Genomic DNA, 25104 nt, shown 5'->3' with positions numbered 1-25104 from the left:
GCAGCCTAGTGTCGGCGACGCCGTCGTCCGGAATCCGTGGACGATCTCGGTGCGGTTGTCGGTGCGGTGCGCCACGATGGTGCGCGTGCCGGAGCTGCCCGAGGTCGAGGCGCTCGCGCAGTTCCTGCGCGGGCGCGCGGTCGACCACGCCGTCCAGTCGGTCGAGGTGGGCGCGATCAGCGCGCTCAAGACGTTCCGCCCTCCGCCCGACGCGCTCGTGGGCGCGACGGTCGTCGACGTCACCCGGCACGGCAAGTGGCTCGACCTCATGGTCGCCACCCCGACCGGCGAGCCGCTGCACCTCGTGTGGCACCTGTCCCGGGCCGGCTGGGTGCGCTGGTCGGACCAGCTGTCGGACCGGCCCGTCCGTCCCGGGAAGTCGCCGATCGCCCTGCGCGTCCGGCTCGACGACGGCTCCGGGTACGACCTGACGGAGGCCGGCACCCGCAAGCGGCTCGCCGTGCACGTCGTGGCCGACCCGGCCGACGTGCCCCAGATCGCGACTCTGGGCGTCGAGCCCCTGTCCGACGAGTTCACCGTCGACCGCCTCGCCGAGCTGCTGGCAGCCCGGAACCAGCAGGTCAAGGGCCTGCTCCGCGACCAGGGCACGATCGCCGGGGTCGGCAACGCCTACTCGGACGAGATCCTGCACGCCGCACGGATGAGCCCGTTCGCGCCGACCCGGTCGTTCGACGCGGCGAAGACCGCGACCCTGCACGCGGCGATCCAGCAGATCCTCACCGAGGCGGTCGCGGCGGCGTCCGGACGCCCGGCGGCCGAGCTCAAGGACGCCAAGCGGCGGGGCATGCGCGTGCACGGCCGCACTGGGGAGCCGTGCCCGGGGTGGGACGGGGTCCCGTGCGGCGACACCGTGCACGAGGTCTCGTTCGCCGACTCGTCGCTGCAGTACTGCCCCACGTGCCAGACGGGCGGCAAGCCGCTCGCCGACCGGCGCCTGTCGCGCCTGCTGCGCTGAGGAGCGCCGTCAGAACAGGACGGTCGCGTACGTCCCGACCTGCCGGAAGCCCACCGCGCGGTACGCGGCCAGCGCCCGCTCGTTGTAGGAGTTCACGTAGAGCGACACCACCGGGGCGACCTCCGCCCGGGTCAGCTCGACCACCGCCGCCATCCCGCGCTCCGAGAGCCGCTCACCGCGACGTTCCGGCGTCACCCACACGCCCTGCACCTGCGCGACCCCGCCCGCGACGGCGCCGAGCTCGGCCTTGAAGACGACGTGCGACCGCACGCCCGCCCGCTCGTCGAGCCGCACGAACGACCGCCCGGCCGCGACCAGCCCGTGCACGCGCGTCTCGTACGGCCCGCCGGGGCCGCTGGCCGGCGAGTAGCCGACCTCCTCGGTGAACATCCGGATGCACGCGGGCAGCACCACGTCGAGCTCGTCGAGCCGCGAGCGCCGCACCTGCGTGTCCGGGGCGACCAGCGGGGTGTGGTCGATCACCATCGACGGCTGGTCGGGCCGCAGCTCACGGGCCCCCGGCCACGCGTTCCGCAGCCGGTCCCACAGCCCGAGCACCGCCGGGGCGTCGCCGACGATCGACGAGCAGCGCCTGCCCTGCGAGCGCGCCAGCATCGCGAAGGCGTCGAGCGCCCGCTCCCGCACGGGCCCGCCCGCGATCGGCACGACCGGCACCAGGTTCGCGCCCGCCCAGCACAGCGCCAGCAGCTCCCCGTCCTGCTCGAAGCCCCACAGCGCACCGCCCGCCGCCCGCAGGCCCGAGCGGGTCGCCGCCTCGACGCGCGTCGTCGCGAGCACCGCGGCCACGGCGTCCTGCGCGCACACCGCGAGCGCCGGCGCGAGGTCGTCGTCCCCCAGGACTCGTCCCCCCGCCCGACCGTCGAGCAACATTGCACGGCGTGGACCCATGATCGGATTCTGCACCCCCGAGCCCGTCCGGACCGGCCGAACGGACCTGTGAGTGCTCGCGAGCCTCGTCAGCCGACGCTGACGACCGGCGCTCCCGAGCCCGACTCGACGGGATCCATCGACTCGGCGAGCCGCATGGCCTCCTCGATGAGGGTCTCGACGATGAGCGACTCCGGGACGGTCTTGATGACCTCGCCCTTGACGAAGATCTGCCCCTTGCCGTTGCCCGACGCGACGCCGAGGTCGGCCTCGCGGGCCTCGCCGGGGCCGTTGACGACGCACCCCATGACGGCCACGCGCAGCGGCACCTCCATGCCCTCGAGGCCGGCGGTGACCTTCTCGGCGAGCGTGTAGACGTCCACCTGCGCGCGGCCGCACGACGGGCAGGAGACGATCTCGAGCTTGCGGGGCCGCAGGTTGAGCGACTGCAGGATCTGGATGCCGACCTTGACCTCCTCGACGGGAGGCGCGGACAGGGAGACGCGGATGGTGTCGCCGATGCCCTTGCTCAGCAGCGCGCCGAACGCGGTCGCCGACTTGATCGTGCCCTGGAACGCCGGGCCGGCCTCGGTGACGCCGAGGTGCAGGGGCCAGTCGCCGCGCTCGGAGAGCAGCTCGTACGCGCGCACCATGACGACGGGGTCGTTGTGCTTGACCGAGATCTTGAAGTCGTGGAAGTCGTGCTCCTCGAACAGCGACGCCTCCCACACGGCGGACTCGACGAGCGCCTCCGGGGTGGCCTTGCCGTACTTGGCGAGCAGCCGCGGGTCGAGCGAGCCGGCGTTGACGCCGATCCGCAGGGAGATGCCGGCGTCCGTGGCGGCGCGGGCGATCTCCTTGATCTGGTCGTCGAACTTGCGGATGTTGCCCGGGTTCACCCGGACGGCCGCACACCCGGCGTCGATCGCGGCGAACACGTACTTCGGCTGGAAGTGGATGTCGGCGATCACGGGGATCTGCGACTTGCGGGCGATCGCCGGCAGGGCGTCGGCGTCGTCCTGGCTGGGCACGGCGACGCGCACGATGTCGCAGCCCGCGGCGGTCAGCGCGGCGATCTGCTGCAGCGTCGCGTTGATGTCGGTCGTAGGCGTCGTGGTCATCGACTGGACGCTCACGGGGGCGTCACCGCCGACCTCGACCTTGCCGACGCGGATCTTGCGGGTGGGGCGGCGCGGGGCCAGCACGGGTGGCGGGGCGTCCGGCATGCCGAGGCTGATCGGGGTGCTCACCCGGTCATCATCGCATCGCCGCGGTGTCGCTCCTGCCCCGGACCGGCCCGTCGCCCGCAACCCCGCACAGAACCCCCACGCCGTCCGCGTCCGGTGGTCAGATCTGGACCGGGTTGACGATGTCCGCGTACACGAGCAGGAGCCCGACGGCACCGAGCAGCACGAACACCGAGTACGCGAGCGGCACGAGCTTGGCGGTGTCGAACGGTCCGGGGCGCGGCAGCCCGCGCAGCCGGGCGACCTGGCGGCGACCGCCCTCCCAGAGGGCCGCGGCCACGTGACCGCCGTCGAGCGGCGGCAGCGGGATGAGGTTGAACGCGAAGAGGGCGATGTTGAGGCTCGCGAGCATGTCGAGCAGCGCGAGCGTCTTGATCTGCCAGTCGAGCCCCTCCGTCGAGGCGATCTCCCCGGCGAACCGGCCGATCCCGACGACGCCGACGACGCTGTCCGTGTCACGCGGCGTGCCGTCCACCTCGGCCTGGACGAGGTCGACGACGCGGGCCGGCAGCGTCGCGACCACCGCGACGGTCTGCCACGTCCGGTCGGCGACCGCGCCGGGGACGTCGAGCACGGACTGGCGCTCGAGCTCCTGCTGCGGCGCCACGCCGACGAAGCCGACGCTGCGGGTCTCGGGCGTGCCGTCGGCACCGACGACGACCTCGCCGTTCTCGTCGACGACCGGACGGTCGGCGACGACGGGCGTCAGGGACAGCGTGAGCTGCTCGCCGTCGCGCTCGACGACGACGGGGACCGTCTCGTCGCCGGAGGCGCGGATGAGGGGCGTCAGCTCCTCCCACGAGTCGACGGGGGTGCCGTCGTAGGACACGACGGTGTCGCCGGGGCGCAGGCCCGCCGCGGCACCGGGTGCGGCCTCGTCGGACGCCGTGCAGGTGCGGTCCGCCGGGGCGTCCGCCGGGATGATGCACTGGTTGACCGTCGCGAGGGTCGTGCCGTAGACCGGCAGGCCGAAGCCGACGAGCGTGATGCCCATGAGGACGACGGCGATGAGCAGGTTCATCACCGGTCCGCCGAGCATCACGACGAGCTTCTTCGGCGTCGACAGGTGGTAGAACGCCCGGCCGTCCTCGCCGGGTCGGATCTCCTCGGCGCTCGCCTGCCGGGCGTCGCGGGCCAGCCGGCCGAGCCACGTGCGCGCCGGCGGGTCGCCGACGGCCTCGCCGGGCGGGTACATCCCGACGAGCCGCACGTAGCCGCCGAGCGGGATCGCCTTGAGCCCGTACTCGGTCTCGCCCTTGGTCCGCGACCACAGGGTCGGGCCGAAGCCGACCATGTAGTGGCTCACGCGCACGCCGAACCGCTTCGCGGGGACCATGTGCCCGATCTCGTGCAGCGCGATGGACAGCAGGAGCACGACGACGACCACGAGCACGCCGACCAGGTATTCCATGGACCCTCCGACACCGCGTGCAGGGAGCGGCGCGCCCACCCGGTCGGACGCACCGGGCACGACATTGTCGCCGATCCGGCTGGGCGTCGGCTGACAGTCGCGCACCCTTCCCACGGTCGGCCCATGCCGCTACGGTTTCCTTCGTCTGAACGCCCCGAGACGCAGGAATGCGACCCCGAGGCGCGCACGTGCAACGGATCCCATGGGTTCCCCCGCCGGATGCGCCGCCCCGCAGCCGGCCTGACCGATGCGAGGTTCCATGTCCGTCACCCCCACCGCCGACGCCGCGCCGCTCGGCTACCCCGAGACCGCGAGCAAGGGACTCAAGGGCGGCGCCCTCGGGCTGCTGTCCAGCGTCGTCGTCGGCACCGCGTCCACGGCCCCCGCGTACAGCCTGGCGGCCAGCCTCGGGTTCGTCGTCGCCGGCGGCGGCGCGCTGCTCGCCGGCGTCAAGGCACCCGCGATCATCCTGCTGGCGTTCGTCCCGATGTTCCTCATCGCGCTCGCGTACCAGGAGCTCAACAAGGCCGAGCCCGACTGCGGCACCACGTTCACCTGGGCGTCGCGCGCGTTCGGCCCGCTGACCGGGTGGATCGGCGGCTGGGGCATCATCGCCGCCGACGTGATCGTCATGGCGAACCTCGCCCAGATCGCGGGCATCTACTCGTTCACGTTCGTCGGCGACCTCGGCTGGGACGCCGTCGGCGAGCTCGCGGACAGCACCCTGTGGACCACGGTCGCGGGTCTGCTGTGGATCGCGATCATGACGTGGATCTGCTACCGCGGCATCGAGGTGTCGGCGCGGATCCAGTACGTGCTGCTCGCGATCGAGGTGCTGGTGCTCATCATCTTCTCGGTCGTCGCGCTCGCGAAGGTGTACTCGGGCAACGGCGAGGACGGCTCGATCCTGCCGGCCTGGTCGTGGTTCTGGCCCGGCGGGCTGAGCATCTCGGACGTCATCGCGCCCGCCCTGCTCACCGCGGTGTTCATCTACTGGGGCTGGGACACCGCCGTGTCGGTGAACGAGGAGTCCGACGACCCGTCCCGCACCCCCGGCCGTGCCGCGATCCTGTCCACGGTGCTGCTGCTCGTCACCTACGCGCTCGTCTCGACGTCGGCGGTCGCGTTCGCGGGCGTCGGCACCGAGGGCATCGGGCTGGCCAACCCCGCCAACGCGGACGACGTGTTCGCCGCGATCGGCCCGGCGCTGTTCGGCGACACGGCGCTCGGGCACCTCGGCCTGCTGCTCCTGTCGGCGTCGATCCTCACGTCCGCGTCCGCCTCGACCCAGACGACGATCCTGCCGACCGCCCGCACCACGCTCTCGATGGCCGTGTACAAGGCGATCCCCGAGTCGTTCGCGAAGATCCACCCGAAGTACCTCACGCCGGGCGTCTCGACGATCGCGATGGGGATCGCGTCCATCCTGTTCTACGCGGTGTTCACGCTCATCAGCCCGAGCCTGCTCACGGCCCTCGTCGGGTCGGTGGGCCTGATGATCGCGTTCTACTACGGGCTCACCGGGTTCGCGTGCTCGTGGTTCTACCGCCGCACGCTGCACCACACCCGGCGCGACTTCTTCATGCAGGGCGTGCTGCCGTCGCTCGGTGGGCTCATCCTGCTCGCGGCGTTCGTGTACGCGCTCAAGTCGTACGCCGCGACGGACTGGCTGCAGGACGAGGACGGCAACGACGTGACGATCCTCGGCTTCGGCGCGGTCGCCGTCGTCGGGATCGCGGCGATCCTCATCGGCGTGGTGCTCATGATCATCTGGCGGCTGCGGGCACCGGCGTTCTTCCGCGGCGAGACCCTGCCGAAGCGGGGCGCCCACGACCTGGTGCTGGTCGGGCCGCAGACCGTCGGCGAGCCCGTGTTCCGGTTGCCCGACTCGGGCCTGCCGGGCATCGTCGTCGCGCAGGACCTGTCCAACCTGCCCGACGGGGCGACGGCCGTGAACGTGGCGACCGGTGAGGAGGCCGACGTGGACGACGCCGAGGACGGCCGGACGACGTGAGCGCGGACGTCGCCGAGGGTCTCCCGCAGAGCCGCCTGCTGCGCACCGCGGTCCCCGGACCACGGTCCGTCGAGCTGGCCCGCCGACGCGCGGCGACGGTCTCCGCCGGGGTCTCGTCCGCGCTGCCCGTCTACGTCGCGCGGGCCGGCGGCGGGGTGCTCGAGGACGTCGACGGGAACCGGTTCGTGGACCTCGGCGCCGGGATCGCGGTGACGTCGGTCGGGGCCAGCGCGCCGTCGGTCGTCGCGGCGGTCGCGGCGCAGGCGGCCGACTTCACGCACACGTGCTTCATGATCGGCCCGTACGAGGAGTACGTCGCCGTGTGCGAGGCGCTCGCCCGCCTCACGCCCGGCGCGCACGAGAAGCGGTCCGTGCTCGTGGGTTCCGGGGCGGAGGCCGTCGAGAACGCCGTCAAGGTCGCCCGCCGGGCCACCGGCCGGGACGCCGTGCTCGTGCTCGACCACGCGTACCACGGGCGGACCAACCTCACGATGGCGATGACCGCCAAGGCGATGCCGTACAAGACGGGGTTCGGGCCGTTCGCGGGCGAGGTGTACCGCGTCCCGACGTCGTACCCGCTGCGCGACCCCGCCGGGATGACGGGCGAGGAGGCCGCCGCGCGCGCGATCGGCGTCGCGCAGCGCCAGGTCGGGGCCGACCGGGTCGCGGCGCTGGTCGTGGAGCCGGTCCTCGGCGAGGGCGGCTTCGTCGTGCCCGCGCCCGGGTTCCTGCCGGCGCTGTCCCGCTGGTGCACCCAGAACGGGATCGTGCTCGTCGCCGACGAGGTGCAGACCGGGTTCGCGCGCACGGGGGCGATGTTCGCGTGCGACCACGAGGGGGTCGTGCCGGACCTGGTGACGACCGCGAAGGGCATCGCGGGCGGGCTCCCGCTCGCGGGCGTCACCGGCCGCGCGGACCTCATGGACGCCGTCCACCCGGGCGGGCTCGGCGGCACCTTCGGCGGCAACCCGGTCGCGTGCGCCGCCGCGCTCGCCGCCATCGCGATGTACGAGGACGACGACCTCGCAGCAGCCGCCCGCGCGATCGAGGCCCGTGTCGTGCCACGGCTGAGGGCCCTGGATGCGCCCGGGGTGGCCGAGGTGCGCGGCCGGGGTGCGATGCTCGCGGTCGAGCTCGTCCGGCCCGGTGGCATGGAGCCCGACGGGGCCGCAGCGGCACGCGTCGCCCGGGCGTGCGCCGCCGAGGGCGTGCTCGTCCTGACGTGCGGCACGTGGGGCAACGTGGTCCGGCTGCTGCCGCCGCTCGTCATCGGGCACGACCTGCTCGACGACGGGCTGGACGTGCTCGGACGGGCCCTGCTGGCTGGCTGAGCCCTCAGCCCGGCGTGCGCTCCTGCAGGCCCCACGGCGACCCGTACGCACCCGCGAGGAGCTCGAGGAACGGCACAGCGTCGAACGCCTCGGGACCGAGCACGCCGGACCCCTTCCATACGCCCGTCGCGAGGAGCTCGAGCGCGACGACCGGGTTGACCGCGGTCTGCCACACGACGCACTGCGCCCCGAACTCGGCCATCGACCACGCGTTGTCGACGACGTGGTGCAGGTACACCTCACGCGGCGCGCCGTCCTTGCCCGTGCCGGTGACGAGGACGCCCGCGCACGTCGAGCCCGTCATCTGCGGCCCGAGCGTCGCCGGGTCGGGCAGGACCGCCGCGACGACGTCCCGCGGGCTCACGTCGCCGCCGCGCACGTGCACGGGGGTCGTCGAGTCGAGGTGGAGCTGGTGCAGCGTGCGCAGGACGCCGATGAACTCCTCCCCGAGGCCGTACTTGAACGTCACGCGGCGGGCGTCGACCCAGCGCGGGACGAGCAGCACCTCCTCGTGCTCCACGTGCACGCACTCGACCGGGCCGATCGGCTCGGGGAAGTCGAACACCTCCGGCTCGTGGAACGGCGGCACGGTGTACCAGCCGGCATCCAGGCCACCACCGGCCTCCGCCCGGTCCGCGGACCAGATCACGGGCGGGTTCAGGCACTCCTCGATCGTCGTCCAGATCGAGAACGACGGCGCGAACACGGGGTCGCCGTGCTCGTCGTGCACCACGAGGTTCGCGCCGTCGCGCACGCCGACCTCGTCGATCTGCTCGAACAGGTGGTCGGCGGCGTAGCGGGCGAACACGTCGGACAGGCCCGGCTCCACGCCCATCCCCACGAGCGCCAGCCGGCCGGCGCCGGACCACGTCTCCGCCTGGGCGAACTGCTCGTCGCCGAGCTTGACGCCGGGCAGCTCGTAGGGCGCCTCCGGGTGCGGGTGCGACAGCGACATCGCCATGTCGAGGTAGTCGGCCCCGGCCGCGAGCGCGCCGGTGAACACCGGCATCACGAAGCGCGGGTCGACGGCGTTGAGCACGTGGGTCGCCCCGTGCTCCCGGGCGAGCGCCTCGACGGCCTGCGCGTCGGACGCGTCCACCGTGGCCGCGACGAACCGGTCCGGGCCGACGTCGTGCTCGGCCGCCGCCGCGACCGTCCGGGCGGCCCGTGCCGCATCCATGTCCGCCACGACCATCCGCTCGAAGAAGCCACGCCGGGCGGCGATCCGGGCGACCGCGTCGCCGACGCCGCCGCTGCCCACGACGAGGACGCGCATCAGGCGCCGAACGCCGACATGACGTGCTTGATGCGCGTGTAGTCCTCGAACCCGTACATCGACAGGTCCTTGCCGTACCCCGACTGCTTGAAGCCGCCGTGCGGCATCTCCGCGACGAACGGGATGTGCGTGTTGATCCACACGACCCCGAAGTCGAGCGCCCGCGACATCCGCAGCGCGGTGCCGTGGTCGGACGTCCACACCGAGCTCGACAGCCCGTACCGGACGCCGTTGGCCCGGGTGATCGCCTCGGCCTCGTCGGTGAACGTCTGCACGGTGATGACCGGGCCGAAGATCTCGTCCTGCACGGCCTCGTCGTCCTGCCGCAGCCCGTCGACGACGGTCGCCTCGACGAAGTAGCCGACGTCGCCGACCCGGCCGCCGCCCGCGACGACGTCCGCGTGGTCGGGCAGCCGCTCCAGGAACCCGGTCACCCGTTCGAGCTGGTGCGCGTTGTTGACCGGCCCGAACGCAACGTCCGGGTCGTCGGGCGGTCCGGTGCGCTGGCCCCGGGCCGCCTCCGCGAGCGCCGCGACGAACTCGTCGTGGACCTTCTCGTGCACGAGCACCCGGGTGGCCGCGGTGCAGTCCTGGCCGGCGTTGTAGTACCCGGCCGCCGCGATCCCCTCGGCGGCGTTCGCGAGGTCGGCGTCCGGGAAGACGATCACGGGCGCCTTGCCGCCGAGCTCCAGGTGCACCCGCTTGAGGCCGTGCGACGCCGCCTCGGCCACCTGCGACCCGGCGCGGACGGACCCGGTGATCGCGACCATGTCGGGCCGGGGGTGGGAGACGAGCGCGCGACCGGTGTCGCGGTCGCCGCAGATCACGTTGAGCACGCCGGCGGGCAGGACCTCGGCGGCGACCTCGGCGAGCAGGAGCGACGAGGCGGGTGTCGTGTCGGACGGCTTGAGCACCACCGTGTTGCCCGCCGCGAGCGCCGGCGCGATCTTCCAGATCGCCATCATCAGCGGGTAGTTCCAGGGCGTGACCTGCCCGACCACCCCGACCGGCTCGCGACGCACCCAGGACGTGTGGCCGGCCATGTACTCCCCCGCGCTGAGCCCGTCGAGCACGCGGGCGGCGCCGGCGAAGAACCGCAGCTGGTCGACGCACGGCGGCACCTCGTCGGTCGCCGTCAGGTGCAGCGGCTTGCCCGTGTTCCGGGACTCGACGGCGACGAACTCGTCCGCGCGCGCCTCGACGGCGTCGGCGAGCCGGAGCAGACCGAGCTGCCGCTCGGCCGGTGTCGCACCACCCCAGCCCGGGAACGCGGCGGACGCTGCCGCGTAGGCGGCGTCGACGTCGGCGGCGCCGCTCAGCGGGGCCTGCGCGTAGGCCTGCCCGGTGGACGGGTCCACCACGTCCGTCGTCCGTCCGTCGGCGGCCGGTCGCCGTTCTCCGCCGATCACGTTGAGCATCACGTCGGGCAAGGGCTTGCTCACGGGCACCTCCATCGCACGGGACGGTCCCGCCTCGTGGGGCGCGGCCGCTCGGCCGCGCCCGGCGACGACGGGTCGGTGCGGGGCACGCTACGCCGCCCGGCACCGTCGCGCGAGGGTCGACGGCGGCTTTCCCCGTCGCGGAGCCGCGACATCGCCGGAATCAGAAGTTGCGCGCGTTCCCGACGACGGAATCCCTTGCGGCAGACCCCGGCGGCACGACACGATCGGCAGGTGGAGACGCGCAGACCGCCGGCCGGGCCAGCGGCGCTCGACGACCTGTCCAAGGCCATCGTCGAGCAGCTCCAGGAGGACGGCCGACGGTCGTACGCCGCGATCGGCAAGGCCGTCGGCCTCTCGGAGGCCGCCGTGCGGCAGCGCGTGCAGCGGCTCACCGACTCCGGGGTCGTGCAGATCGTCGCCGTCACCGACCCGCTCCAGGTCGGATTCCGCCGTCAGGCGATGATCGGCCTGCGGTGCGAGGGTGACCTGGAGGACGTCGCGGACGCGCTCGCCGAGCTTCCCGAGGTCGACTACGTCGTCATCACGGCGGGCGGCTTCGACCTCCTCGTCGAGGTCGTGTGCGAGGACGACGACCATCTCCTCGAGGTCCTCAACCAGAAGATCCGCGGCCTGCCGGGCGTGCGGACCACCGAGACGTTCGTCTACCTGCGTCTGCGCAAGCAGCTCTACAACTGGGGGACGCGATGACCGGTACCACCCCGGCGGGCACCGACCGCGGCGACGCCGCACGGGCGCACCTGTGGGGCCACTTCACGCGGCAGAGCGCGTGGGCGCACGGGGTCCCGACGATCGTGCGGGGCGAGGGGCACCACATCTGGGACGATGCGGGCCGCCGGTACATCGACGGGCTGTCCGGCCTGTTCGTCGTGCAGGCGGGGCACGGGCGCACCGAGCTCGCCGCCCGTGCACGTGAGCAGGCCGAGCAGCTCGCGTTCTTCCCGCTGTGGTCGTACGCGCACCCGCAGGCGATCGACCTGGCCGAGCGGCTCGCCACGTACGCGCCCGGCGACCTGAACCACGTGTTCTTCACGACGGGCGGCGGCGAGGCCGTCGAGACCGCGTGGAAGCTCGCCAAGCAGTACTGGCGCCTCGTGGGCAGGCCCGGCAAGTACAAGGTGATCTCGCGGTCCATCGCGTACCACGGCACCCCCCACGGGGCGTTGTCGATCACCGGGCTGCCCGCCCTCAAGGAGCCGTTCGAGCCGCTCGTCCCCGGCGCCCACAAGGTCCCGAACACCAACCTGTACCGGGCGCCCGAGCACCTGCGCGACGACCCGAAGGCGTTCGGGACCTGGGCGGCCGACCGCGTCGCCGAGGCGATCGAGTTCGAGGGCCCGGAGACGGTCGCGGCCGTGTTCGTCGAGCCCGTGCAGAATGCCGGCGGCTGCTTCCCGCCGCCCCCGGGGTACTTCGAGCGGCTGCGGGAGATCTGCGACCGGTACGACGTGCTCCTCGTGTCGGACGAGGTGATCTGCGCGTTCGGCCGGATCGGGTCGATGTTCGCGTGCGACGACTTCGGGTACGTGCCCGACATGATCACGTGCGCCAAGGGCATGACCTCCGGGTACTCCCCCATCGGCGCGCTCCTCGCGTCCGACCGGGTGTACGAGCCGTTCGCGTCGGGTGACGCGATGTTCCCGCACGGCTACACGTTCGGCGGGCACCCCGTGTCCGCGGCGGTCGCGATGGCCAACCTCGACCTGTTCGAGCGGGAACGGCTCAACGACCACGTGCGCGAGACCGCCCCGGCGTTCCGGCGGACGCTCGAACGGCTCCTCGACCTGCCCATCGTCGGCGACGTGCGCGGCGAGGGGTTCTTCTACGGGATCGAGCTCGTCAAGGACAAGGCGGCCCGGACCACGTTCGACGCCGACGAGAGCGAGCGCCTGCTGCGCGGGTTCCTGTCCGGCGCGCTGTTCGAGGCGGGCCTGTACTGCCGGGCCGACGACCGCGGCGACCCCGTCGTCCAGCTCGCCCCGCCGCTCACCTGCGGTCAGGCGGAGTTCGACGAGATCGAGCAGATCCTGCGCGGCGTCCTGTCCGAGGCCTGGACGCACCTGTGACCGAGGTGCGCGGCCTGTCCCTGTGGTTCGACCAGCTCGACGACCGCGAGCTCGTCGTGCGGGAGCCCCTCGACGGCGACACCCAGGCGGACGTCGTCATCGTCGGCGCCGGCCTCACCGGCCTGTGGACCGCGTACTACCTGCTGGAGGCCGACCCGTCGCTCGACGTGCTGCTGGTCGAGCAGGTGGTCGCCGGGTTCGGCGCCAGCGGGCGCGCGGGCGGGTGGTGCTCCGCGCAGCTCCCCGTGAGCGGCGACGCCCTCGCGCGTGCCCACGGCTGGGAGGCCGCCGTCGCGATGCGTGCCGCGATGCGGGACGCCGTCGTCGAGGTCGGGGGCGCGGCGGCCGCCGAGCTGATCGACTGCGGGTTCGCGTACGGCGGCACCGTGACGCTCGCCCGCAACCGCCCGCAGCTCGAACGGGTCGCGTCGGAGGTGAGCGCCGGGCTCGCCTTCGGGGACGAGGCGACGATGCTCGACGCCGACGCCGTGCGGGCCCACGTCCGCGCCGACGGGGTCCTCGGCGCGGCGTACTCGGCCGACTGCGCGCGCCTCCAGCCCGCCCGGCTGGTGCGCGGGCTCGTCGACGTGGTGCTCGCCCGGGGCGCGCGGCTCGCCGAGGGCACGCGCGCGATGCGGCTGTCGCCGCGGGCCGTCGTCACCGACCACGGCACGGTCCGCGCCCGGTACGTGGTCCGCGCGACCGAGGCGTGGTCCACCCAGCTGCCCGGCTCCCGGCGCAGCGTCGCCCCCGTGTACTCGCTAATGATCGCGACCGCGCCCCTGCCCGACCACGTCTGGGACGAGATCGGGCTCGGGCAGGCCGAGACGTTCACGGACGCCCGGCACCTGCTCGTCTACGGGCAGCGCACCACGGACGGGCGGCTCGCGTTCGGCGGGCGGGGCGCCCCGTACCACCTCGGGTCCGCCATCCGGCCGTCGTTCGACACCGACGCGCTCGTCTCCGAGCACCTGCGCCGCGAGCTCGTCGAGCTGTTCCCCGTGCTGCGGGACGTCGAGGTGACGCACCGGTGGGGCGGCCCGATCGGCGTGCCCCGTGACTGGCACCCGTCGGTCGGGCTCGACGAGGACGGCATCGCCTGGGCGGGCGGGTACGTCGGCGACGGGATCGCGACGAGCAACCTCGCCGGCCGCACGCTCGCCGACCTGCTCACCGACGCCGACACCGCACTCACGCGGCTGCCCTGGGTGGGGCACCGGTCGCCCGAGTGGGAGCCGGAGCCCGTGCGGTGGGCGGGGATCACGGCCGCACGACGGGCCGCGGTGATCGCGGACCGGACCGAGAGCCGCACCGGGCGGACCAGCCGCCTGGCTCCGGTGCTCGACGCGCTGCTCGGCGGGTCCGACGGGTCCTGACCCGGGCCGCGTCGGTCAGCGGCGCGCGAGCACCTCGTGGGCCCTGGCCCGCGCCCAGTCCTCCGCGGCGAGCACGGCGTCCAGGTCGAGCGCGTCCGCCGGGGTGCCGGTGTGCTCGTCCAGCACGCGCGCGACCGTGGACACGATGTCGAGGAAGCCGATCCGCCCCGCCAGGAACGCCGCCACGCACTCCTCGTTCGCCGCGTTGTAGACCGCCGGGTGCGTCGCGGACGCCGCGACGGCCTCACGGGCGAGCCGGACGGCCCCGAACACCTCCTCGTCGAGCGGCTCGAACGTCCAGGACGTCGCACGGGTCCAGTCGCACGGTGGCGCGACGTCGGCGACCCGGTCCGGCCACGACAGGCCGAGCGCGATCGGCAGCCGCATGTCGGGCGGCGACGCCTGCGCGATCGTCGAGCCGTCGACGAACTCGACCATCGAGTGCACGACGGACTGCGGGTGCACGACGACAGTGATGTCCTGCACGGGCACGTCGAACAGCAGGTGCGCCTCGATGAGCTCGAGCCCCTTGTTCATCAGCGTGGACGAGTTCACCGTGACCACCGGACCCATCGACCAGGTCGGGTGCGCGAGCGCCTGCTCGGGGCCGACGGTCTTGACGGCGTCGAGCGACCAGCCGCGGAACGGGCCGCCGGACGCGGTGAGGACCAGGCGCCGGACCTCCCCGCGCGCGCCGCCGCGCAGGCTCTGCGCGATCGCGGAGTGCTCGGAGTCCACGGGCACGATCTGGTCCGGCCGGGTGCGGGCGGCCTGCACGAGCGCCCCGCCGACGACGAGCGACTCCTTGTTGGCGAGCGCGAGCGTGCTGCCCGCGCGCAGCGCCGCGAGCGTCGGGCCGAGCCCGACGGACCCGGTGATGCCGTTGAGCACCACGTCGGCGCGCCGGCCCGCGAGCTCGGTGGAGGCGTCCGGGCCGGTGAGCACCTCGACGGGCCCGCCCGTCCAGGCGTCCCGGAAGGCACCTTCGGCGGCGGGGTCCGCGAGCGCGACGGCCTCGACACCCAGGGCGGCCGCCTGGCGTGCGACCAGCGCGGCGTCGCGACCGCCCGCGCTGAGCCCGGTCACCCGGAAGCGGTCCGGGTTGCGGGTGACGACGTCGATGGCCTGGGTGCCGATGGATCCCGTGGACCCGAGGAGGAGGACGCTGCGCTGGCTCACCGGCCCATCATCGCGGACCGTGGCAGGATCGCCGCATGCCCGCTCCTGTCCCCGCCGCCGGCTCGTCGCAGGGGTCGTCGACCCGCCTGCTGGTGCTGGGCTGCGTGCGCATCTTCCAGCCGGTGCACGGCTACTTCCTGCGGCGTGAGCTGCTGAGCTGGGAGGTCGACCAGTGGGCGCACGTGCACCCCGGGTCGATCTACCACGCGTTGAAGTCGCTCACGAAGGCGGGGCTGCTCGACGAGGTCCCGACGCCGGCGTCGGACACGCGACCGGCCCGGACCGCGTACCGGCTGACGCCCGACGGCGAGCGGGAGTTCCTCACGCTCCTGCGCGTCGGCCTGCTCTCGGTCGACGACCCGACGCTGTTCATGACCGCGATCAACATGGCCCCCGCGCTGGCCCGCGACGAGGTCCTCGGGACGCTGACGACGCGCGTCGGGCTGCTGGAGGCGGCCATCGCGTACGCCGAGGCGCAGGTCGAGCAGATCGTCGCCGCCCCGGACGTCCCCGACAGCGCGTCGGAGGTCGCCAGGATCCTGGCCGCCCGGCTGCGCGGCGAGCTCGTGTGGGCACGGGACTACCTGGAGCGCGTCGGTGCCGGCGCGTACTCGTTCGTCGGCGAGCCGCCGACGTGGACGCCGACGCAGGCCCAGGTCGACGCCGCCCGGGAGGCCGGTGTCGGGGTGGGTGTCATCGCGGCCGGCGAGCCGCCGTTCGCCCGCGTGGTCTGATCTCTCCCCCCGTGCCGCCGCGCGGTCGACGAATCACGTAATAGTCAAGGTTGACGAGTAATAGTCACTCTTGAATACTGGTGGCCTCAGCCCCGAAGGAGAACCCGCATGATCCATGCCCGCGGCCTGGCCCGCACCTACAAGACCCGACGAGGTGACGTCGACGCCGTGCGCGGCGTGGACCTCGACGTCGAGGCCGGCGAGATCGTCGGCTTCCTCGGCCCCAACGGAGCCGGCAAGACGACCACCCTGCGGATGCTCACCACGCTCCTGGCCCCCACCCGCGGCGAAGCCACCGTCGCCGGGGCCGACCTGCGCGGCGACCCCGGCGCCGTCCGCCGCCGCATCGGGTACGTCGCCCAGTCCGGCTCCACGTCCGGCGAGGCCCGCGCCGGCGAGGAGGTCGTCGACCACGCCCAGCTGTACGGCGTCCACCGCGCCGCCGCCGCCGCCCGCGGCCGCGAGCTGTTCGGCCAGCTCGAGCTCGACGGACTCTGGGACCGCAAGTGCTCCACCCTGTCCGGCGGGCAGCGCCGCCGCCTCGACATCGTCATGGGCCTCATCCACACGCCACGGCTCGTGTTCCTCGACGAGCCCACCACCGGCCTCGACCCGCAGGCCAGGGCCAACCTCTGGACCCACGTGCGCGGGCTGCGCGACGAGCGCGGCAGCACCGTCTTCCTCACCACCCACTACCTCGACGAGGCCGACGCGCTCTGCGACCGCATCCTCGTCATCGACCACGGCACGATCGTCGCCGAGGGCACCCCCGAGGAGCTCAAGCAGCAGGTCAGCGGCGACGCCGTCGTCCTCACCGCGTCGACCGCGTCCGACGCCGCACGCGTCGCCGCCATCGCCGCCCAGCTCCCCGGCGCCTCCGCACCGACCGTCGACGGCACCCTCGTCGAGGTCCGCGTCCCGCAGGGCCGCACGCTGCTCATGGGCCTCCTGCGCACCCTCGACGCCGAGCAGCTCGAGCTCGACGGCGTCGAGCTGCGCCGCCCGACGCTCGACGACGTGTTCCTCACCCTCACCGGTCGCTCGCTGCGTGACGGCGAGCAGCCGAACCCCGACCCCGACGCCCAGGACGGAGCCGCCGCATGACCACCACGACGTCGACCCCCGCCACGTCCGCTCTCGCCGACGAGGCCCGCGGCCGCAGCACGTTCGTCCGCGACACGCTCACCGTGTTCCGCCGCGCCATGCGCATCTCGCTGCGCAACCCCGTGTGGGGCGTCATGGGGCTGCTCCAGCCGATCCTGTACCTCTCGCTGTTCGGGCCGCTGCTCGAACCGCTCGCCCCCGCGCTCGGCGCCACCAACGCCTACCAGCTGTTCGTGCCCGGCCTGCTCGTGCAGCTCGGGATGTTCGGCGCGCTGTTCGTCGGCTTCGGGCTCATCGGCGAGTGGCGCGACGGCGTCATCGAGGCCGAACGGGTCTCCCCCGCACCCCGGTCCGCGCTCGTGCTCGGCCGCGTGCTGCGCGACGTGCTCGTCGTCCTCGTGCAGGGCATCGTGCTCGTCGCCGTCGCGTTCCTGTTCGGGCTCGAGGCACCGTTCTGGGGCATCGTGCTCGGCGTCGTCACCGCGGCGCTGCTGGCCGCGTCGTTCGCGTCCTTCTCGTACGCGGTCGCGCTCAACCTCAAGAGCGAGGACGCCCTCGCCCCGCTCATGAACGGCGTCGCGCTCCCCCTGCTGCTGCTGTCGGGCATTTTGCTGCCCATCACGGCCGCATCGGCGCCCGCGTGGCTCAACACGCTGTCGAACCTCAACCCGATCAAGCACGTCGTCTCGGGCATCCGGGCGCAGTTCGACGGGCAGATCGGCACACCGACCGCGCTGTGGGGCTCCGCGCTCACGCTCGCGCTGGCCGCGGTCGGGCTCTGGTTCGGGACCCGGACGTTCCGCCGCGAGGACGGCTGACCTCGTCCCCGACGACGACGGCCGCGCACCCTCGCCCGGGTGCGCGGCCGTCGTGACGTCCGGGTGCGTTCACTCGACGCCGAGCAGCACCTCGACCGCACGCGCGAAGAAGGCGTCCACCGCGGGCTCGCCGTAGCCGTTGGCGCCGTTGCGCCGACGGAACGTCGCCGCCCGGACCTCGCCGGCCGTCAGCGGCGCGCCCTTGTCGAAGTACGCGACGAGCCGGTGGCACAGCGCGTCGACGTCCGCGGGCTCGTACCCCTGGTGCCGGCCCTCCGGCGGCGCGAAGCGGTCCCCGTCCGGACGCCCCAGCCGGCCGTACAGCGTGCGCGCCTGCTCACCGAGCCGGGCCATCCACGCCTCCTGCCCCCGCTGCGCGACGAACTCCGCACGCGACCGGGCGACGAACGCCGCCTCCAGCCGGTCGAGCGCCGCGTCGACGGCCGACGTGACGTACCCGCCGCGCACCATGTCGAACGCGACGGCGCGCACGTCCTTGCTGGCCAGCGCGCCCGCGGGACCCTTCTCGTACACGGCACGCGCGTGCGAGAAGAACTCGTCCACCTCGTCGGGGTCGTAGCCCTGCTTGAACCCCGTGACGGTGCGGAACATGCCGTCGCTCACTCGTCCTCCTCCGCTGCGAGCTGCCCGCAGGCGCCGTCGATCTCACTGCCCCGGGTGTCCCGGATCGTCGTCGGGATGCCGTGCGCTCGCAAGCGTGCCACGAACTCCTGCTCGACCCGGGGATCGCTCGCCGTCCACTTGGAGCCGGGCACCGGGTTCAGCGGGATCGGGTTGCAGTGCACCCAGCCGCGGCCGCGCGCGTTGAGCTTCTCGCCGAGCAGGTCCGCCCGCCACGCGTGGTCGTTGATGTCCCGGATCAGCGCGTACTCGATGGACACCCGCCGCCCGGTCTTCTCGAAGTAGCGGTGCGCCGAGTCGAGCGCCTCGTCCACGTTCCACCGGGTGTTCACCGGCACGAGCTCGCTGCGCAGCTCGTCGTCCGGCGCGTGCAGCGACAGGGCCAGCGTCACCGGGATGCCCTCGTCGGCGAGCTTGTCCATCGACGCGACCATGCCCACCGTCGAGACGGTCACGTTCCGCGCCGACATGCCCAGGCCGTCCGGCGTCGGCGCGACCAGCCGGCGCACCGTCTCCATGACCGCCTTGTAGTTGGCCAGCGGCTCACCCATGCCCATGAACACGACGTTCGTCAGGCGCGTCGGACCACCGGGAACCTCACCGTCCGCCAGCGAGCGGGCGGCCGACCGCACCTGCTCGACGATCTCCGCCGTGGACAGGTTGCGCGTCAGGCCGAGCTGGCCCGTCGCGCAGAACGCGCACGCGAGCCCGCAGCCCGCCTGGCTCGAGATGCACAGCGTCGTGCGGTTCGCGTACCGCATGAGGACCGACTCGACCTTGGCGCCGTCGAACAGGTGCCACAGCGTCTTGACCGTGGTCCCCTGGTCGGCCGTCTGCGTGCGGTGCGCCGTCAGCAGCGTGGGGAACAAGCCCTCGACCAGCTTGTCGCGGCTCGCCTTCGGCAGGTCCGTCATCAGCGCCGGGTCGGACGTCAGGTGCGTGAAGTAGTGCGTCGCGAGCTGCTTGGCGCGGAACGGCTTCTCGCCCAGCTCCGTCACGGCGGCGACCCGCTGCTCCGGCGTGAGGTCGACGAAGTGCTTCGGCGGCTTGCCGCGGGGTCCGCGGGTCGGCGACGACAGGTCCAGGCGGACGGGTGTGCCGGTCATGGCGTCCCCCTCCTTCGGGTCGGGGTCACGCAGGGAGCAGGACCGAGAGGATCAGGTAGACGGCGGGGCAGGTGAGCAGCAGCGAGTCCAGCCGGTCCAGCAGACCGCCGTGACCCGGGATGAGCCGGCCCATGTCCTTCAGCTCGAGGTCGCGCTTGAGCAGCGACTCGGCCAGGTCGCCGAGCGTCGCTGTCACGACCGTCGCCAACCCGAGGAACACGCCGACCAGCGGCTCGCCGCCGAACCCGACCTGCACACCGACGACGCCGACCACGCAGGCCAGGACGATCGAGCCGACCAGGCCCTCCCACGACTTCTTCGGGCTCACCGACGGCGCCAGCGGGTGCTTGCCGAGCAGCGTCCCGACGACGAAGCCCCCGGTGTCGCTCGCGACGACCAGGAGGATGAACAGCATCACGCGCGCAGGCCCGTCCGGCGCCGCGAGCATCAGCATGACGAAGCCGGCGAGGAACGGCAGGTAGGCGGCGGCGAACGCACCCGCGCTCGCGTCCCGCAGCGCCGCCTCGCCGTTGCCGTCGAGCACCCGCCAGATGACGACACCGCCGACCGTGAGCATGAACGCGACGAACATCGCCTCCGGCCCGGCCGTGTACGCCGAGACGAGGATGCCGACCGCGCCGACGATCAGCGGCACGAGCGGCAGGTGGATCGCTCGGCGCGTGAACGCCTGGGCGAGCTCCCAGAGGCCCGCGCACACGGCGACGACCGCCACGACGGCGAACGCCTCCTTGCGGATGAACAGCGACGCGACGACGCCGATGAGCAGCGCCACGCCCACCACGATCGCGACGGGGAGGTCCCTGCCCGGTCGCGGCGTGCGCGGTGCGGCGAGTGCGGTGTGCTCCGACATCAGACCTCGAGGAGCTCGCTCTCCTTGGACGAGAGCAGGTGGTCGATGAGGTCGACGTGCTTCTTGGTGAGCACCTCGAGCTCCTTCTCCGCCCGCGCGACCTCGTCCTCGCCCGCCTCGCCGTCCTTGACGATGCGGTCCAGCTCCTCCTTGGCGCGGCGGCGCACGTTGCGCACCGAGACACGCGCGTCCTCGGCCTTGCCCTTCGCGAGCTTCACGAAGTCGCGGCGGCGCTCCTCGGTCAGCGCCGGAAGCACCACCCGGATGACGTTGCCGTCGTTCGACGGGTTCACCCCCAGGTCGGAGTCACGCAGCGACTTCTCGATCGCGACCATCGACGACTTGTCGAACGGCGACACGAGGATGGTGCGCGCCTCGGTCACGTTGAACGACGCCAGCTGCTGCAACGGCGTCGGGCTGCCGTAGTAGTCGACGAACACCTTCGAGAACATCGCGGCGTTGGCGCGGCCGGTGCGGATCGTCGCGAAGTCGTCCTTGGCGACCTCGACCGCCTTGTCCATCTTCTCCTCGGCCTCGAGGAGGGTCTCGTCGATCACCGGTGCTCCTTCGTGCGTGCGGTCTGGGGGGTCAGGCTGGGGGCGTGCAGGACGTCAGCCCGCCGTGACCAGCGTGCCGATCTTCTCACCCTGCAGGGCGCGTGTGACGTTACCCGGCTCCTCGAGCCCGAACACGCGCATCACCACGTCGTTGTCGCGGCTCAGGCTCAGCGCCGTCTGGTCCATGACCGCGAGGTCGCCGACCAGCGCGTCCGTGTACGTCAGGGTGTCGAGCTTCACGGCCGTCGGGTCCTTGCGGGGGTCGGCCGTGTAGACGCCGTCCACGCCGTTCTTGCCCATGAGGACCTCCTGGCAGTGCGTCTCCAGGGCGCGCTGCACGCACACGGTGTCCGTGGAGAAGTACGGCATCCCGGCGCCCGCGCCGAAGATCACCACGCGGCCCTTCTCGAGGTGCCGGATGGCCCGCAGCGGGATGTACGGCTCGGCGACCTGGCCCATCGTGATGGCGGTCTGCACGCGCGTGCTGACACCCGCCTGCTCGAGGAAGTCCTGCAGCGCGAGGCAGTTCATGACCGTGCCGAGCATGCCCATGTAGTCCGCACGGGCCCGGTCCAGGCCGCGCTGCGACAGCTCGGCGCCCCGGAAGAAGTTGCCGCCGCCGACGACGATCGCGACCTGCACGCCTGCCCGGACCGCGATGGCGATCTCGGCCGCGACGCGCTGGACCACGTCGGCCGCAAGGCCCACGTCACCGCCACCGAACGTCTCGCCGGACAGCTTCAGCAGGACGCGTCGGGCCGGGGCGTTCTCGTCGGTCGCGGTCACGTCCTGGCTCACGGTGTCTCCCTCGATGCGTCCTGCACGGGTGGGCACCCGCGGGTGCCCGGTTGCGATGCCCGGTTGCGATGCCCGTTGCGACGGTGGCCCCGACCCTGCAGGGCCGGGGCCACCTCGTCACATGGGGTCAGGCTCCCACGCGGTAGCGCACGAAGCCCGTCAGCGTGCCGCCGGCCTCGGTGAGGACCTGGGCGACCGTCTTCTTGTTGTCCTTGGCGAACGCCTGCTCGAGGAGCACGTTCTCCTTGAAGAAGCCGTTGAGGCGACCCTCGATGATCTTCGGGAGCGCAGCCTCGGGCTTGCCCTCGTTGCGGGCCGTCTCCTCGGCGATGTGACGCTCGCTCTCGACCGTCTCGGCCGGGACGTCCGCACGCGTGAGGTACGTCGGCGAGAACGCCGCGATGTGCGTCGCGATGTCACGGGCCACCGTGGCGCCCGCCTCGTCCGTCGCGACGAGGACGCCGACCTGCGGGGGCAGGTCCTTGTTGACCTTGTGCAGGTACACCTCGACGTGCTCGCCGGCCAGACGGGCCAGACGACGCACGACGACGCGCTCGCCCAGCGTGGCGGCCGTCTCGTCGACGATCGACTGCACGCTGGAGCCGTCGACCTCGGTCGCGAGCAGGGCGTCCGCGTCGCGGGCCGGCGAGCCGACCGCGGCGTTGAGGACGCGCTCGGCGAGCGCGACGAAGTTCGGGCTCTTCGCGACGAAGTCCGTCTCGGAGTTGACCTCGACGAGCACGCCCGTCTGGCCCTCGCCGTCCGCCGTCGGGCCGACGTGGGCGGCCACGAGGCCGTCCGACGCCGCGCGGCCCTCACGCTTGCCGACGCCCTTGAGGCCCTTGACGCGGATGATCTCGAGCGCCTTGTCGGCGTCGCCCTCCGCCTCCTCGAGCGCCTTCTTGACGTCGAGCATGCCGGCACCGGTCTTCTCGCGCAGCGCCTTGATGTCTGCGAGCGAGTAGTTCGCCATCAGTGATTCCGTTCTGGTCGAAGTGGAGTTCAGGGACGGACGCGTCACTCGGACGCGGCGTCACCCTCGGCCGGCGCCTCGGGCGCAGCCTCGACGGTCTCGGTCGCCTCGGCGGCGGCCACGGCCTCCTCGGCCGGCGCGTCCGTCGTCACGACGTCGGCGGCGGTGGGGGCCTCGGCCTGCACGGCGGCCGGAGCGGCAGCGGACTCGCCCTGCTGGAGGTCGGCCTCGGCACCGGCGAGCAGCTCGCGCTCCCACTCGGCCAGCGGCTCGGCGTCGGCCTCGGCGCCCTCGGCGGCCGCGGTGCGACCCGAGTGACGCTTGAGCAGACCGTCGGCGGCGGCGTCGGCGATCACGCGGGTGAGCAGCTGGACGGCGCGGATCGCGTCGTCGTTGCCCGGGATCGGGTAGTCCACGACGTCGGGGTCGCAGTTGGTGTCGAGGATCGCGACGACCGGGATGCCCAGCTTGCGCGCCTCGTCGACCGCGAGGTGCTCCTTGTTCGTGTCGACGATCCACACGGCCGAGGGGACCTTGGCCATGTCACGGATGCCGCCGAGCGTCTTGGCGAGCTTGTCCTTCTCGCGACGCAGGACGAGCAGCTCCTTCTTCGTCAGGCCCGAGGCCGCGACGTCGTCGAAGTCGATCTGCTCGAGCTCCTTGAGGCGCTGCAGACGCTTGTGCACGGTGGTGAAGTTGGTGAGCATGCCACCGAGCCAGCGCTGGTTGACGTACGGCATGCCGACGCGGGCGGCCTGCTCGGCGACGGGCTCCTGCGCCTGCTTCTTGGTGCCGACGAACAGGATGCTGCCGCCGTGGGCGACGGTCTGGCTGACGAAGTCGTACGCGCGGTCGATGTAGGACAGCGACTGCTGCAGGTCGACGATGTAGATGCCGTTGCGCTCGGTGAAGATGAAGCGCTTCATCTTGGGGTTCCAGCGGCGGGTCTGGTGCCCGAAGTGGACACCGCTCTCGAGCAGCTGGCGCATGGTCACGACGGCCATGGCACGTCCTTCCGGCGCGCACCGCGAGGTGCACGCGTGCAGGCGGACCCGGCGAACGGGCCCGCATCTCGGTTGTCGGCCCGACCACGTGGTCGGAGCCCCTGGCGCCATGCCGGTGGCTGCGCCGGGCGTCGCACGTGATGTGCGGTGCCCGGACCGGTGCAGCGTCCGACCCCGAGCCTGTCCTCGCCGTGAGGCGAGGCGGACATCGGGAAGATGGCGCGCGATGTCGACCGGCACGGACCGGTCGCACCCGAAGTCTAGCCGATCGGGTGGCGTGCCTCCGACGCCCCCGACTCGAGCCGCCCACAGCCCCCTGGCGGCCGCGCGTCTTCCACGACCCGGGGTGACCCCCGCCACGACCCCCGGTCGGGTTTGCCACGGTGCGTGCCATGACCTCGACGACGACCCGCTCCCCCTCGACACCCGCGACGACGGGGTCCGGCGCACGCCCCGGCCCGGCGGACGCCGGCAGACACCCGCGCCGGACGGGCTCCCGCGTGCAGCCGGGCTCCACCGGCTCCCGCGTGCAGCCGGGCTCCACCGGCTCCCGCAGGCACTCGCGCGCGGCAGGCCAGGGCGCACGACGGCCGCCCGACGTGATCCTGCCGTCGGCGCGCGCCAGCGTCGCGCGTCGGAGCCGTCGCCGTCGGCAGGTCGCGCTCGCCGGTCTCGGCGCCGTGCTCTGCTGGCTCGCCGTCGTGATCGCGGGCAGCGCCGCGGCGCCGCAGTCCCTCGACGGCGTCGTCACGTTCCGGCCTCCCGTCCCCGCACCGCTGCACGTGAGGGATCCGTTCCGGTCCCCACCCGCACCGTGGGCCGCCGGGCACCGCGGCGTCGACCTCGCAGCCGACGCCGGGACGCCGCTCCTCGCGCCGGCCGCCGGCGTCGTCACCTTCGCCGGCGAGATCGCGGGACGCGGCGTGGTCGTGGTGACCCATCCCGGCGGCCTCCGCTCGAGCCTCGAGCCCGCGGTCGCCACCGTTCCCGTCGGCACCGCCGTCGCGGCCGGGGACCCGGTCGCCACGCTCGCCGGCACCGGGTCGCACTGCGCGCCCGCGTCGTGCGTGCACTGGGGCGTGCGCCGCGGCAGCGTCTACCTCAACCCGATGGGCGTCCTCGGCGCCCCCGGCCCGATCGTCCTGCTGTCCGACGGCCCGCTCGACAGCAGCGCTGGTCCCGACGAGGCCAGCCAGGCGGCACAGCCCGCCCGCGGGGCGGTGCAGACGGGCGCAGCCATGCGACACGCGCGGCGGTGAGGACCGGCGCGGCG

The 25104-nt window shown here is 73.2% G+C and carries 23 protein-coding genes; 10 read left to right on the top strand and 13 right to left on the bottom strand.

Features of this window, described 5'->3' with window-relative positions; all coding sequences use genetic code 11:
* The first annotated feature begins 85 nt into the window (after positions 1-85).
* Positions 86-976, top strand: coding sequence for an Fpg/Nei family DNA glycosylase (locus Cch01nite_RS12995; RefSeq protein WP_203755077.1), 891 nt, complete (start codon positions 86-88; stop codon positions 974-976).
* Between the two features lie 9 nt (positions 977-985).
* Here Cch01nite_RS12995 and Cch01nite_RS12990 read toward each other — a convergent pair whose 3' ends face one another.
* The 3 genes from Cch01nite_RS12990 to Cch01nite_RS12980 all read right to left on the bottom strand — a co-directional run bounded on the left by Cch01nite_RS12990 (position 986) and on the right by Cch01nite_RS12980 (position 4522).
* Complete coding sequence (locus tag Cch01nite_RS12990) at positions 986-1885, bottom strand: GNAT family N-acetyltransferase (RefSeq protein WP_203755075.1); 900 nt, start codon at positions 1883-1885, stop codon at positions 986-988.
* 68 nt (positions 1886-1953) lie between these two features.
* Positions 1954-3090 (bottom strand): flavodoxin-dependent (E)-4-hydroxy-3-methylbut-2-enyl-diphosphate synthase, encoded by a 1137-nt coding sequence (ispG, locus tag Cch01nite_RS12985; RefSeq protein WP_203755350.1) that lies wholly within the window; start codon positions 3088-3090, stop codon positions 1954-1956.
* 121 nt (positions 3091-3211) lie between these two features.
* On the bottom strand, positions 3212-4522 hold the full coding sequence (locus Cch01nite_RS12980) for a M50 family metallopeptidase (RefSeq protein WP_203755072.1): 1311 nt from the start codon (positions 4520-4522) through the stop codon (positions 3212-3214).
* Positions 4523-4781: 259 nt separating this feature from the next.
* Between Cch01nite_RS12980 and Cch01nite_RS12975 the strand changes: the two genes are divergently transcribed.
* Positions 4782-6536, top strand: coding sequence for an APC family permease (locus tag Cch01nite_RS12975; RefSeq protein WP_203755037.1), 1755 nt, complete (start codon positions 4782-4784; stop codon positions 6534-6536).
* Complete coding sequence (gabT, locus tag Cch01nite_RS12970) at positions 6533-7867, top strand: 4-aminobutyrate--2-oxoglutarate transaminase (RefSeq protein WP_203755034.1); 1335 nt, start codon at positions 6533-6535, stop codon at positions 7865-7867. Before Cch01nite_RS12975 ends, gabT begins: the two co-directional genes overlap by 4 nt.
* A gap of 4 nt (positions 7868-7871) precedes the next feature.
* Here gabT and Cch01nite_RS12965 read toward each other — a convergent pair whose 3' ends face one another.
* Both Cch01nite_RS12965 and Cch01nite_RS12960 read right to left on the bottom strand, forming a co-directional pair.
* On the bottom strand, positions 7872-9143 hold the full coding sequence (locus Cch01nite_RS12965) for a saccharopine dehydrogenase family protein (protein ID WP_203755031.1): 1272 nt from the start codon (positions 9141-9143) through the stop codon (positions 7872-7874).
* Positions 9143-10561, bottom strand: coding sequence for a gamma-aminobutyraldehyde dehydrogenase (locus Cch01nite_RS12960; RefSeq protein ID WP_203755347.1), 1419 nt, complete (start codon positions 10559-10561; stop codon positions 9143-9145). The genes Cch01nite_RS12965 and Cch01nite_RS12960 overlap by 1 nt, the downstream gene beginning before the upstream one ends.
* Positions 10562-10816: 255 nt before the next feature.
* Here Cch01nite_RS12960 and Cch01nite_RS12955 point away from each other — a divergent pair, with 255 nt between their 5' ends.
* From Cch01nite_RS12955 to Cch01nite_RS12945, 3 genes are read left to right on the top strand one after another with little or no spacing between them, the layout of a single operon-like run.
* A complete protein-coding gene (locus tag Cch01nite_RS12955) occupies positions 10817-11293 on the top strand; it encodes an Lrp/AsnC family transcriptional regulator (RefSeq protein WP_203755028.1) in 477 nt (158 codons plus the stop codon).
* Positions 11290-12669 (top strand): aspartate aminotransferase family protein, encoded by a 1380-nt coding sequence (locus Cch01nite_RS12950; protein WP_203755025.1) that lies wholly within the window; start codon positions 11290-11292, stop codon positions 12667-12669. The genes Cch01nite_RS12955 and Cch01nite_RS12950 overlap by 4 nt, the downstream gene beginning before the upstream one ends.
* A complete protein-coding gene (locus Cch01nite_RS12945) occupies positions 12666-14045 on the top strand; it encodes an NAD(P)/FAD-dependent oxidoreductase (protein ID WP_239070451.1) in 1380 nt (459 codons plus the stop codon). Before Cch01nite_RS12950 ends, Cch01nite_RS12945 begins: the two co-directional genes overlap by 4 nt.
* A 15-nt stretch (positions 14046-14060) precedes the next feature.
* On the opposite strand, the gene dxr is transcribed toward Cch01nite_RS12945, so the two are convergent.
* A complete protein-coding gene (gene dxr / locus Cch01nite_RS12940) occupies positions 14061-15224 on the bottom strand; it encodes a 1-deoxy-D-xylulose-5-phosphate reductoisomerase (protein ID WP_203755022.1) in 1164 nt (387 codons plus the stop codon).
* A 35-nt stretch (positions 15225-15259) separates the two neighbouring features.
* Here dxr and Cch01nite_RS12935 point away from each other — a divergent pair, with 35 nt between their 5' ends.
* The 3 genes from Cch01nite_RS12935 (at position 15260) to Cch01nite_RS12925 (ending at position 17880) form a co-directional block, all read left to right on the top strand.
* On the top strand, positions 15260-15958 hold the full coding sequence (locus tag Cch01nite_RS12935; protein WP_203755019.1) for a PadR family transcriptional regulator: 699 nt from the start codon (positions 15260-15262) through the stop codon (positions 15956-15958).
* Between the two features lie 108 nt (positions 15959-16066).
* Complete coding sequence (locus tag Cch01nite_RS12930; RefSeq protein ID WP_203755016.1) at positions 16067-17062, top strand: ATP-binding cassette domain-containing protein; 996 nt, start codon at positions 16067-16069, stop codon at positions 17060-17062.
* A complete protein-coding gene (locus tag Cch01nite_RS12925) occupies positions 17059-17880 on the top strand; it encodes an ABC transporter permease (protein WP_203754998.1) in 822 nt (273 codons plus the stop codon). The genes Cch01nite_RS12930 and Cch01nite_RS12925 overlap by 4 nt, the downstream gene beginning before the upstream one ends.
* A 69-nt stretch (positions 17881-17949) precedes the next feature.
* Here the strand turns inward: Cch01nite_RS12925 and Cch01nite_RS12920 are convergent, their stop codons facing one another.
* From Cch01nite_RS12920 to rpsB, 7 genes are all read right to left on the bottom strand, one after another.
* Positions 17950-18504: a DivIVA domain-containing protein gene (locus tag Cch01nite_RS12920; RefSeq protein WP_203754996.1), complete on the bottom strand. Its 555-nt coding sequence runs from the start codon at positions 18502-18504 to the stop codon at positions 17950-17952.
* Entirely contained in the window at positions 18501-19628 is a 1128-nt protein-coding gene (gene rlmN, locus Cch01nite_RS12915) for a dual-specificity RNA methyltransferase RlmN (RefSeq protein ID WP_203754993.1), read from the bottom strand. Before rlmN ends, Cch01nite_RS12920 begins: the two co-directional genes overlap by 4 nt.
* 25 nt (positions 19629-19653) lie before the next feature.
* Complete coding sequence (locus tag Cch01nite_RS12910; protein WP_203754990.1) at positions 19654-20499, bottom strand: phosphatidate cytidylyltransferase; 846 nt, start codon at positions 20497-20499, stop codon at positions 19654-19656.
* Positions 20499-21056, bottom strand: coding sequence for a ribosome recycling factor (gene frr, locus Cch01nite_RS12905; protein ID WP_203754987.1), 558 nt, complete (start codon positions 21054-21056; stop codon positions 20499-20501). The genes Cch01nite_RS12910 and frr overlap by 1 nt, the downstream gene beginning before the upstream one ends.
* Before the next feature lie 54 nt (positions 21057-21110).
* A complete protein-coding gene (gene pyrH, locus Cch01nite_RS12900; protein ID WP_203754984.1) occupies positions 21111-21854 on the bottom strand; it encodes a UMP kinase in 744 nt (247 codons plus the stop codon).
* A 127-nt stretch (positions 21855-21981) separates the two neighbouring features.
* Entirely contained in the window at positions 21982-22827 is an 846-nt protein-coding gene (tsf, locus tag Cch01nite_RS12895) for a translation elongation factor Ts (protein WP_203754981.1), read from the bottom strand.
* Between the two features lie 44 nt (positions 22828-22871).
* Positions 22872-23831 (bottom strand): 30S ribosomal protein S2, encoded by a 960-nt coding sequence (gene rpsB / locus Cch01nite_RS12890; RefSeq protein WP_203754978.1) that lies wholly within the window; start codon positions 23829-23831, stop codon positions 22872-22874.
* A gap of 392 nt (positions 23832-24223) precedes the next feature.
* Here rpsB and Cch01nite_RS12885 point away from each other — a divergent pair, with 392 nt between their 5' ends.
* Entirely contained in the window at positions 24224-25090 is an 867-nt protein-coding gene (locus Cch01nite_RS12885) for a M23 family metallopeptidase (RefSeq protein WP_203754975.1), read from the top strand.
* Positions 25091-25104: the final 14 nt, after the last annotated feature.

This window comes from Cellulomonas chitinilytica (assembly GCF_016862675.1).
Classification (GTDB): domain Bacteria; phylum Actinomycetota; class Actinomycetes; order Actinomycetales; family Cellulomonadaceae; genus Cellulomonas; species Cellulomonas chitinilytica.
This window is presented reverse-complemented; position numbering and strand designations above follow the sequence as displayed.